Origin of the sequence: Bacteroides sp. 1001302B_160321_D4, assembly GCF_015667765.1 — a bacterium.
In the GTDB taxonomy this organism is placed as follows: domain Bacteria; phylum Bacteroidota; class Bacteroidia; order Bacteroidales; family Bacteroidaceae; genus Bacteroides; species Bacteroides xylanisolvens.
Genome location: NZ_JADPLO010000034.1, coordinates 1 through 11,929, shown reverse-complemented (window position 1 = coordinate 11,929; position 11,929 = coordinate 1). Strand labels below are relative to the sequence as shown.

Annotated in this window: 8 protein-coding genes; 7 read left to right on the top strand and 1 reads right to left on the bottom strand. The window is 42.4% G+C overall.

What is annotated here, in order from left to right:
* The first annotated feature begins 339 nt into the window (after nt 1-339).
* The 7 genes from KFO40_RS14000 (at nt 340) to pelA (ending at nt 9,857) form a co-directional block, all read left to right on the top strand.
* Nucleotides 340-1,251, top strand: a complete 912-nt coding sequence (locus KFO40_RS14000; RefSeq protein ID WP_004299199.1) for an EamA family transporter — start codon at nt 340-342, stop codon at nt 1,249-1,251.
* Nucleotides 1,252-1,302: 51 nt separating this feature from the next.
* Nucleotides 1,303-1,863, top strand: coding sequence for a ribosome recycling factor (gene frr, locus KFO40_RS13995; RefSeq protein WP_004299198.1), 561 nt, complete (start codon nt 1,303-1,305; stop codon nt 1,861-1,863).
* Between the two features lie 106 nt (nt 1,864-1,969).
* The gene (rsgA, locus tag KFO40_RS13990; protein WP_008770689.1) at nt 1,970-2,902 is read left to right on the top strand and encodes a ribosome small subunit-dependent GTPase A; all 933 of its coding nucleotides are present in this window, start codon (nt 1,970-1,972) and stop codon (nt 2,900-2,902) included.
* A gap of 99 nt (nt 2,903-3,001) precedes the next feature.
* Complete coding sequence (locus KFO40_RS13985) at nt 3,002-4,090, top strand: efflux RND transporter periplasmic adaptor subunit (protein ID WP_004316320.1); 1,089 nt, start codon at nt 3,002-3,004, stop codon at nt 4,088-4,090.
* 151 nt (nt 4,091-4,241) lie between these two features.
* The gene (locus tag KFO40_RS13980) at nt 4,242-7,274 is read left to right on the top strand and encodes an efflux RND transporter permease subunit (RefSeq protein ID WP_004299194.1); all 3,033 of its coding nucleotides are present in this window, start codon (nt 4,242-4,244) and stop codon (nt 7,272-7,274) included.
* Nucleotides 7,271-8,611 carry a TolC family protein gene (locus KFO40_RS13975; RefSeq protein ID WP_081357948.1) on the top strand — a complete coding sequence of 447 codons (1,341 nt, stop codon included), beginning with the start codon at nt 7,271-7,273 and terminating at the stop codon, nt 8,609-8,611. Before KFO40_RS13980 ends, KFO40_RS13975 begins: the two co-directional genes overlap by 4 nt.
* A 151-nt stretch (nt 8,612-8,762) precedes the next feature.
* Complete coding sequence (gene pelA, locus KFO40_RS13970) at nt 8,763-9,857, top strand: pectate lyase (RefSeq protein WP_004306527.1); 1,095 nt, start codon at nt 8,763-8,765, stop codon at nt 9,855-9,857.
* Between the two features lie 175 nt (nt 9,858-10,032).
* Here the strand turns inward: pelA and KFO40_RS13965 are convergent, their stop codons facing one another.
* Nucleotides 10,033-11,670, bottom strand: a complete 1,638-nt coding sequence (locus KFO40_RS13965) for a fumarate hydratase (RefSeq protein ID WP_004306525.1) — start codon at nt 11,668-11,670, stop codon at nt 10,033-10,035.
* Between the last annotated feature and the right edge of the window lie 259 nt (nt 11,671-11,929).

The following is an 11,929-nucleotide window of genomic DNA, read 5'->3' as shown; positions in this document are numbered from 1 at the left end:
TTCAAAAACCTGATTGCCTATTGCCTGCAGACTATTACTCGGGAGGCGTATAACTAATCTCCCTACCGAATAAAATTAATCATCTGACGGTTAATTCTTTTTCGTCTGACTATAGTCAGACGAAAGTTCAACTATAGTCAGACGTAAGTTTAACAGTAGTCAGACGCAAGTTCGACTATAGTCAGACGATTAATTTTATGCATAAACAAGATTAGTTATCTCTTTACCAAGAAATAGTTTTTAGCATACGAAAGATTAAATTATACTATCAACCGCCTAAACACTTGTTTATCATTGGTGAACTGCGTACTTTTGCACGCCATTAAAAAAAGCAAAACAATGACTAACAAAACCAAAGGTTTTATCTATGGAGCGATTGCCGCTGCGAGCTACGGTATGAATCCTCTTTTTGCACTTCCGCTCTATGCAGCCGGAATGAGTGTCGATACCGTTTTATTCTACCGGTACTTCTTTGCGACAATCGTATTGGGTATTCTGATGAAAATGCAGCATCAGTCTTTTGCACTTCATAAGGCAGACGTTTTGCCCTTAGTCATTATGGGATTGTTATTCTCTTTTTCATCACTGCTTTTGTTTATGAGTTATAATTATATGGATGCCGGAATTGCTTCTACGATTCTGTTTGTTTATCCGGTGATGGTAGCTGTCATCATGGGAATATTCTTCAAGGAAAAGATTTCCGCCATTACCGTTTTCTCCATCCTGCTGGCACTTTCCGGTATTGCCTTGCTCTATCAGGGAGACGGCAACAAACCGCTATCGACTTTGGGAATTATCTTTGTTCTGTTGTCTTCTCTCTCTTATGCTATATATATAGTAGGTGTAAACCGTTCGACATTGAAAAACCTGCCGACCACGAAACTTACCTTCTATGCCATTTTGTTCGGACTATCGGTTTATATCGTCCGTTTAAATTTCTGTACGGAACTGCAAGTAATACCGTCTGCCTGGCTCTGGGCCGATGTATTATCACTCGCCATCCTGCCAACTGCCGTATCACTGGTCTGTACCGCACTGGCCATCCATTATATAGGCTCTACACCAACGGCAATATTGGGTGCTCTGGAACCGGTGACAGCTTTATTCTTCGGTGTTCTCCTGTTTCACGAAAAACTGACTCCCCGCTTAATGATGGGTATTTTAATGATTATCACCGCTGTTACCCTGATTATCATTGGCAAGTCACTCATAAAAAAGATGGGTATGCTGTTGCAGATGAACAAAAAATAATATACTTTTGCTACTTAATCAATCAAAATGCAATTTTAAATCTCAAAAAATATGGTAGACGTAAAGACTTGCCTTGACAATGCACAAGAAAAGATGGATATGGCCATCATGTATCTGGAAGAAGCACTGGCACATATCCGCGCCGGAAAAGCGAGTGCACGCTTATTAGATGGTATCCGCGTAGATTCTTACGGAAGTATGGTACCTATCAGCAATGTAGCAGCAATTACTACTCCGGACGCCCGCAGTATCGTGATCAAGCCTTGGGATAAAAGCATGTTCCGTGTCATCGAAAAAGCAATTATCGACTCTGACCTCGGTATCATGCCCGAAAACAATGGAGAAATGATCCGTATCGGCATCCCTCCCCTGACGGAAGAACGCCGTAAACAACTGGCAAAACAGTGTAAAGGAGAAGGCGAAACGGCTAAAGTAAGCGTACGCAACGCGCGTCGTGACGGCATCGACGCACTGAAAAAGGCCGTAAAAGACGGATTGGCAGAAGACGAGCAGAAGAATGCGGAAGCCAAACTGCAAAAAATCCATGATAAGTATATCAAACAAATCGATGATATGCTGGCTGAAAAGGATAAAGAAATTATGACCGTCTAAAAAATAATGAAGAATTAAGAATGAAGAATGAGGAATTATAATGCTGTATTATTCAGTTGAAACACAGCCTGAATTCTTCATTCTTCATTTTTAATTTATAATTTATATGAAAGGATTAGTAATCAAAAACACGGGTAGTTGGTATCAGGTGAAAACCGATGACGGACAATCTATTGAATGTAAAATCAAAGGGAATTTCCGATTGAAAGGGATTCGCAGTACTAATCCTGTTGCAGTGGGTGATCGTGTCCGAATTATACTTAATCAGGAAGGCACTGCTTTTATCAGTGAAATAGAAGATAGAAAGAACTACATCATCCGCCGTTCATCCAATCTTTCCAAACAATCTCATATCCTTGCTGCCAATCTCGACCAGTGTATGCTGGTGGTAACCATCAATTATCCGGAAACTTCCACTATTTTTATTGATCGTTTTCTTGCATCCGCAGAGGCCTATCGCGTCCCTGTCAAACTGGTATTTAATAAGGTAGATGCTTACGACGAAGATGAGCTCCGCTATCTGGACGCACTTATCAACTTATACACACAAATCGGCTACCCTTGCTTCAAAGTTTCCGCAAAGAACGGCACTGGAGTGGCTGAAATCAAAAAAGCACTGGAAGGCAAGATTACTTTATTTTCCGGACATTCGGGAGTCGGCAAATCGACTCTTATCAATTCCATACTGCCGGGCATAGAAACCAAGACCGGCGAAATTTCTTCTTACCACAACAAAGGAATGCATACTACTACTTTCTCCGAAATGTTCCCTGTGGAAGGAGATGGCTATATCATCGATACTCCGGGTATCAAGGGCTTCGGCACATTCGATATGGAAGAAGAAGAGATCGGACATTATTTTCCCGAAATATTCAAAACCTCCGCCGACTGCAAATATGGCAACTGTACACATCGTCATGAACCGGGATGTGCCGTACGCAAAGCAGTGGAAGAGCACCTCATCAGCGAATCCCGTTATACCTCTTATCTCAATATGTTGGAAGATAAAGAGGAAGGAAAATATCGGGCTGCTTACTGATTAACTCTTTTTTACTCTTCCTTTCTTTAAACCTTTCCCATCAGGGGAAGTCTAATTTTTGAAGATGTACAATATAATTGCCATATACAATACTAAACCATGAATAAGAAGACTAAATGGGGCATCATTATTCTTGTTGGTGCCGGGATTATCGGTGGAGGAATCTACTCACAATTACCGAAAAAAAACGACGAACTAGCAGCCGCCGACAAAGTGATGGGCAGTAATAAAAAAAGAGGGAAACAAGTTTTAAATGTAAATGCCAAGGTCATAAAACCACAATCTCTGACAGATGAGTTCACCACTACTGGTGTACTTCTACCCGATGAAGAAGTGGATTTATCTTTCGAAACGTCGGGAAAGATTGTAGAAATCAACTTTGAAGAAGGAACAGCCGTAAAGAAAGGCCAATTACTAGCCAAAGTGAATGACAGGCAGTTGCAGGCACAATTGCAAAGGTTGATTTCGCAATTGAAACTGGCAGAAGACCGTGTATTCCGCCAGGATGCTTTATTGAAACGGGATGCTGTCAGTAAAGAAGCCTACGAACAGGTGAAAACGGATTTAGCAACTCTGAATGCCGATATAGAAATTATCAAAGCTAATATTGAACTGACAGAGCTACGTGCTCCGTTTGACGGAGTGATCGGACTTCGCCAAGTCAGTATCGGTACGTATGCGTCTCCGACCACAGTCGTTGCCAAGCTGACAAAAATCGCTCCACTGAAGGTTGAATTTTCCGTTCCGGAACGCTATGCCAAGCAAATTAAAAAGGGTACCAATCTCAATTTCAGCGTTGAAGGAACATTGGATGCTTTTGGCGCACAGGTATACGCTGTAGAATCTGCCATCGATCCGAATCTGCATCAATTTACCGCCCGTGCATTATACCCGAATGTCAATCGCACCCTGCTTCCCGGCCGTTATGCCAGTGTGCTGTTGAAAAAGGATGAAATACCTAATGCAATAGCCATCCCAACGGAAGCAATTGTGCCGGAAATGGGTAAAGATAAAGTCTATCTGTATAAATCAGGAAAGGCCGAACCGGTGGATATTATTACCGGTATCCGCACCGCATCTGAAGTGCAAGTGATTAGAGGATTGCACGTAGGAGACACAATCATCACTTCAGGAACATTGCAACTCCGTACCGGACTCGCCGTAACACTTGACAATATTGAAGAATGAGAATTTATGATTTATAAAGCCAAATAATTTATGATTTATAAGTCAGCAGAATCCAGCAAACATTCAGAAATCAGAAATCAGAATTCAAAAATCAGAAATCTTCAATCCATAACTCAGAAATCATAATTCAGAAATCAGAAATCATAAATCAATGAACATCTCCGAATTAAGTATACGTCGCCCGGTATTAGCCACAGTATTAACGATTATTATCCTCCTTTTCGGATTCATCGGATACAACTATTTGGGTGTCCGCGAATATCCGTCGGTAGATAATCCGATTATTTCTGTCAGCTGCTCTTATCCGGGAGCTAATGCCGACGTTATCGAAAACCAGATAACTGAACCGTTGGAACAGAATATCAACGGTATTCCCGGTATCCGTTCTTTGTCCAGTGTGAGCCAGCAGGGGCAAAGCCGTATCACTGTAGAATTTGAATTGTCCGTCGATCTGGAAACAGCGGCCAACGACGTACGTGACAAGGTTTCACGTGCCCAACGTTATCTGCCTCGCGACTGTGACCCACCGACAGTTTCAAAAGCGGATGCCGATGCCATGCCTATCTTGATGGTTGCCCTTCAAAGTGACAAACGTTCTCTGTTGGAATTAAGTGAAATAGCGGATCTGACTGTGAAAGAACAATTACAGACTATTTCCGATGTAAGTAGTGTATCTATCTGGGGAGAAAAGCGTTACTCCATGCGCCTTTGGCTCGACCCGGTAAAGATGGCAGGCTACGGTATCACTCCCGTCGATGTTAAAAACGCTGTAGATAACGAAAATGTGGAACTTCCTTCAGGTAGTATCGAAGGAAATACCACCGAGTTGACGATCCGTACACTAGGATTGATGCATACCGCAGATGAATTCAATGACTTGATTGTCAAAGAAGAGAATAACCGTATTGTACGATTCAGTGATATCGGACGTGCTGAATTGGGGCCGGCTGATATCAAGAGTTATATGAAGATGAACGGCGTTCCTATGGTGGGTGTCGTAGTCATTCCACAGCCGGGAGCCAACCACATTGAGATTGCGGATGCTGTATACCAACGTATGGAGCAAATGAAAAAAGACTTGCCGGAAGATGTACACTATAATTATGGTTTTGATAATACCAAGTTTATCCGTGCGTCTATCAATGAGGTTAAGTCCACTGTATATGAGGCTTTTGTACTTGTAATCATCATTATCTTCCTCTTCCTGCGTGACTGGCGCGTCACGTTGGTGCCTTGTATCGTAATCCCTGTTTCCCTTATCGGTGCTTTCTTCGTTATGTATCTGGCAGGATTCTCCATCAATGTGCTTTCCATGCTCGCCATCGTACTATCGGTGGGACTGGTGGTAGATGACGCCATCGTTATGACGGAAAATATCTACATCCGTATAGAGAAAGGAATGGCCCCGAAAGAAGCGGGAATAGAAGGAGCCAAAGAAATTTTCTTTGCCGTTATTTCCACCACTATTACGCTGGTAGCGGTATTCTTCCCTATCGTCTTTATGGATGGAATGACGGGACGATTATTCCGTGAGTTCAGTATCGTTATTTCGGGTTCGGTGATTATATCCTCATTTGCCGCATTGACTTTCACTCCGATGTTGGCAACGAAGTTACTCATTAAACGGGAAAAACAAAGTTGGTTCTATGCAAAAACAGAACCGTTCTTTGAAGGAATGAACCGGCTATACAGCCGTTCGCTTGCCGCTTTTCTTAGTAAACGCTGGATCGCTCTTCCATTTACTTTCATCACCATTTGCCTGATTGGTATTCTGTGGAATGCAGTTCCTGCGGAAATGGCCCCACTTGAAGACCGTTCGCAAATCAGTATCAATACACGAGGAGCGGAAGGCGTCACCTATGAATATATCAGGGATTACACAGAAGACATCAATCAACTGGTAGACTCTATTCTGCCTGATGCAGAGGCTGTAACTGCCCGTGTATCCAGCGGTAGCGGAAACGTGCGCATCACGCTGAAGGATATGAATGAACGTAATTATACCCAGATGGATGTGGCAGAGAAAATATCAAAAGCGGTACAGAAGAAAACAATGGCGCGTTCATTCGTACAGCAGCAGTCTTCTTTTGGCGGACGTCGTGGGAGTATGCCTGTACAATATGTACTTCAGGCTACCAATTTGGAAAAGCTGGAAGAAGTGTTGCCCAAGTTTATGGCTAAAGTATATGAGAATCCTGTTTTCCAGATGGCGGACGTTGATTTGAAGTTCAGTAAACCGGAAGCTCGTATTCAGATCAACCGCGACAAGGCCAGTATTATGGGAGTAAGTACCAAAAACATTGCTCAAACGCTACAATATGGATTAAGTGGACAGCGTATGGGATATTTCTATATGAACGGTAAACAATACGAAATTCTTGGTGAAATCAACCGCCAGCAACGAAACAAACCGGCCGACCTGAAAGCGATTTACGTCCGCAGCAGTAGTGGGGATATGATTCAGCTGGACAACTTGATTGAATTGGAAAGCGGTATTGCACCTCCAAAGTTGTATCGTTATAACCGTTTTGTGTCAGCTACCATCTCTGCGGGATTGGCAGACGGCAAAACAATCGGGCAAGGTTTGGATGAAATGGATAAGATTGCCAAAGAAACATTGGATGACACTTTCCGCACTGCCCTGTCGGGAGACTCGAAAGAATATCGTGAAAGTTCTTCCAGTCTGATGTTCGCCTTTATCCTGGCTATCCTTTTGATTTACCTGATTCTGGCAGCCCAGTTTGAAAGTTTCAAAGATCCGTTGATTATCATGTTGACAGTGCCGCTGGCTATTGCCGGAGCTTTGGTCTTCATGTATTTCGGAGATATTACGATGAATATTTTCAGTCAGATCGGTATTATCATGCTGATCGGTCTGGTGGCGAAGAACGGTATTCTTATTGTAGAATTTGCCAATCAGAAACAGGAAGCCGGAGAGGATAAAATGAGTGCCATCAAAGATGCTGCCCTTCAACGCCTCCGTCCGATTCTGATGACAAGTGCCTCTACGGTTTTGGGACTTATCCCGCTGGCATTTGCCACCGGAGAAGGTTGTAACCAGCGTATTGCCATGGGTACGGCGGTAGTGGGTGGTATGGTCGTATCCACTCTGCTTACGATGTACATTGTACCGGCTATTTACAGTTACATTTCGACTAACCGAATCAAAAAACTACAAGAATGAAACAGAAAGGAATTTGCATGAAACGCATCATTTATATCACCATTGCATGTGCCTTCTTATCAGTCTCTTTTGCAAAGGCACAAGTTCTCACTCTCAAGGAGTGTCTGGAAGAAGGATTGCAAAACAATTACTCTTTACGTATCATCCATAACGAAGAGCAGATCAGCAAAAACAACGCAACGTTGGGAAATGCGGGATACCTGCCTACACTGGACTTCTCTGCCGGATATACCGGAAACCTCGACAATATTGAGACCAAGGCGCGTGCTACCGGGGAAATAACAAAGCATAACGGAGTCTACGATCAGACGGTTAATGTCGGTCTTAACCTCAACTGGACTATTTTCGACGGATTCAATATCAGTACCACCTACAAACAGTTGAAAGAGCTGGAACGTCAGGGGGAAACCAACACGCGTATTGCTATTGAAGATTTTATTGCTGCCCTGACTTCCGAGTACTATAATTTTATCCAGCAGAAGATCCGTCTGAAAAACTTTCATTATGCAATGTCACTTTCCAAAGAGCGTTTGCGCATAGCCGAGGCTAGTCACCTGGTCGGTAAGTTTTCAGGGCTGGATTATCAGCAGGCAAAGGTGGATTTCAATGCAGACAGTGCCCAATACATCAAACAACAGGAATTGCTACATTCTTCACGCATCCAGTTGAATGAACTGATGGCTAACAACAATGTCAATCAAAACATTATTATCAAAGATTCCACCATCGACGTACACAGCGACTTGCAATTTGATGATTTGTGGAATTCTACGTTAGCAACCAATGCTTCTTTGCTCAAGGCCGATCAAAACACGGTACTTGCCCAATTGGACTACAAGAAAATAAACTCACGCAACTATCCATATCTCAAATTAAATACCGGATATGGATATACGTTCAACAAGTATGACATCAATGCAAACAGCAGAAGAGGTGAACTGGGCTTCAATGCCGGAATAACTGTCGGTTTTAATATATTCGACGGTAATCGTCGCCGCGAAAAGAGAAATGCGAGTCTGGCTTTCAAGAATCGTCGCCTGGAACGACAGGACTTGGAATTAGCACTTCGCTCTGATCTCAGTAACTTATGGCAAGCCTATCGCAACAATCTTCAATTGTTGAATCTGGAACGTCAAAACCTGATAACCGCCAAAGATAATCACGATATTGCCATGGACCGTTATATACAGGGAGACCTCTCCGGTTTTGAAGTGCGTGAAGCACAAAAAAGTTTGTTAGATGCAGAGGAACGCATCCTCTCTGCTGAATACAATACGAAACTTTGCGAAATATCCCTGTTGCAAATCAGCGGAAAGATTACGAAATATCTGGAATAAGGAAGTAGTTTCCATTTATTTTTTTATTGGGTTAATCTTCTTATCGGAAGGGTTAACCCAATTTTTACTGTATAAAAAACAGTTATTACATACCGATGTTTTTCTTTCTTCCTACATTTGCATACTATAAAAACATTAAATAATAAAAGCCATGAGAAAACTAAGTCTTTTCTTACTGCTACTTTTTATCCTGACAAACGCCTCAGCCCAAAAAGCAACAGATTACAGAAAACAACAGAACTACAAAGAATGGGTACACATCGCCCCTAAATTTGACGATGATTTCTTCAAGACGGAAGAAGCCCAACGCATCGGTGACAACGTGTTACTCTATCAACAAACAACCGGAGGCTGGCCCAAGAATATCTATATGCCAGCGGAACTGACGGAACAAGAATATAATGCAGCACTAAAAGCTAAAGAAGATACCAACCAAAGCACCATTGACAACAATGCCACCACGACAGAAATAGAATATTTGTCACGGCTTTATCTGGCTACGCAAAAGGAGAAATATAAAGAAGGAGTGCTGAACGGTATTCAATATCTGCTCAAATCGCAGTATGAAAACGGTGGATGGCCTCAATTTTATCCGCGTCCCAAAGGTTATTACGTACAAATCACCTACAATGACAATGCAATGGTGAGAGTCATGAATCAACTTCGGAGCATATACGAAAAGAAAGCTCCGTACACTTTCCTTCCTGACAATATCTGTGAACAAGCACGTAATGCATTTAATAAAGGGATAGAGTGTATACTCAAAACGCAGGTGCGCCAAAATGGAGAGTTAACAGTGTGGTGCGCCCAACATGACCGTGTCACTTTGGAACCCTGCAAAGCACGTGCCTATGAACTCCCATCACTAAGCGGACAAGAGTCTGACAACATTGTATTACTGTTGATGTCACTTCCCCATCCATCTGCAGACGTTGTAAAATCCATAGAAGGTGCTATCAAATGGTTCCAAAAGTCTGAAATAAAAGGAATACAGAAGGAATATTTCACCAACAGTGATGGCAAAAAAGACTATCGCATGGTTCCCTGTGAAGACTGTCCTACTCTTTGGGCACGTTTTTATGATCTGGAAACAAACCGGCCTTTTTTCTGCGACCGTGATGGTATTAAAAAATATGATATATCGGAAATCGGACACGAACGCCGAAATGGTTATAGTTGGTATAACAAAGATGGAAGCAAGGTGTTGAAGAGATATGAAAAATGGAAAAAAGAACAGAATAAGTAATCATAACAGATGAAAGGTCGATATTTACACTGAAAAAGTAAATATCCGGAAAGTCTTTAAGTCCTTAAAATAAGAAGAGGGGCTGTCTAACAATAAAATAGTCAGACAGCCCCTTTATTAATTCAAGGCATTTACAGCCTCTTCTTATAGTTTTATCCCAACAGGTATCAACCGATTATTTTTTGCAATTCCACGGTTTCAACTGTTTGAAGAAGTCGTTACCCTTATCATCTACCAAGATAAATGCAGGGAAGTTTTCTACTTCGATCTTCCAGATAGCTTCCATACCCAATTCCGGATATTCCACACATTCAATGCTCTTGATGTTGTTCTGTGCAAGGATAGCTGCCGGACCTCCGATAGAACCAAGATAGAAACCACCATATTTCTGACAAGCATCTGTCACCTGCTGGCTACGGTTACCTTTTGCCAACATCACCATGCTACCGCCATGACTTTGGAACAGTTCTACATAAGAGTCCATACGTCCTGCCGTAGTAGGGCCCATAGAGCCACACGCCATGCCTTCCGGAGTTTTTGCCGGACCTGCATAATAAATAGGATGATCCTTAATATATTGCGGCAAGTCTTCACCGCGGTCCAAACGTTCTTTTAGTTTAGCATGAGCGATGTCACGACCTACGATAATCGTTCCGTTCAATGACAGACGGGTAGCAACCGGATATTTAGTCAGTTCTTTCAGGATTTCAGGCATCGGACGGTTCAGATCGATCTTCACAACATCACCTTCACCTGCCTGACGCAGTTCAGCCGGAATCAGTTCACCCGGATTTGAATCCAGTTTCTCAATCCAGATACCTTCCTTATTGATTTTACATTTGATGTTACGGTCGGCAGAGCAAGATACGCCCAAACCTACCGGACAAGATGCACCATGACGAGGCAGACGGATGATGCGTACATCGTGAGCAAGATATTTACCTCCGAATTGTGCACCCAACCCAATCTTGTGAGCTTCTGCCAATACTTCTTTCTCCAGTTCGACATCGCGGAATGCACGACCATATTCGTTTCCGGTAGTCGGCAGGTTATCATAGAAATGAGTAGAAGCTAATTTCACTGTCAACAGGTTCTTTTCAGCAGAAGTACCACCTATCACGAAAGCGATATGATAAGGAGGACAAGCGGCTGTTCCCAATGTTTTCATCTTTTCAACCAGGAACGGAACCAATGTACCGGGATTCAGGATCGCTTTTGTTTCCTGATACAAATATGTCTTGTTGGCAGAACCACCACCTTTTGTTACACAAAGGAATTCATATTCCATACCTTCGGTAGCTTCGATGTCAATCTGTGCAGGGAGGTTACATTTTGTATTTACCTCATCATACATATTCAGAGGCGCATTCTGTGAATAACGCAGGTTTTCTTCAGTGTATGTTTTATATACGCCCAGTGAAAGTGCCTCTTCGTCAGAATATCCAGTCCATACCTGCTGTCCCTTTTCACCGTGGATAATAGCAGTACCGGTGTCCTGGCAGAATGGAAGTACGCCTTTTGAAGCAACCTCTGCATTGCGCAGGAAAGTCAACGCCACATACTTATCGTTTTCGCTTGCTTCCGGATCACTCAGAATCTTAGCAACTTGTTCATTGTGTGAACGACGAAGCATGAATGATACATCACGAAAAGCAGCATTAGCCATCGCAGTCAAACCTTCTTTTTCAATTTTCAGGATGGGATTTCCTTCAAACTCGCTTACTGATACATAGTCTTTTGTAAGCAGATAATACTCAGTTGTATCTTTTCCCTTTTCAAACATGGGCTGATACTTAAACGGAGGTGTTGCCATAAGTTTCTTATTTTATTACGTAATGTTAGTTAGTGTGGCAAAGGTAATGATAAATTAAGAATTGAGAATTAAAAATTGAGAAATAAAACATTGTAGGATAAAAATAGGTAGGTCAATAAATGATTATTTTGCGGAGTGCCCTGAAAGGGCTTAATTATATAGCGTAGGGCAACGCCCTACGAAAAAACGACAATCTGAATTTGCGCCCTGAAAGGGCATAATTGTATACAGTTCCGCCCTTTCAGGGCTTGTGGCTGGT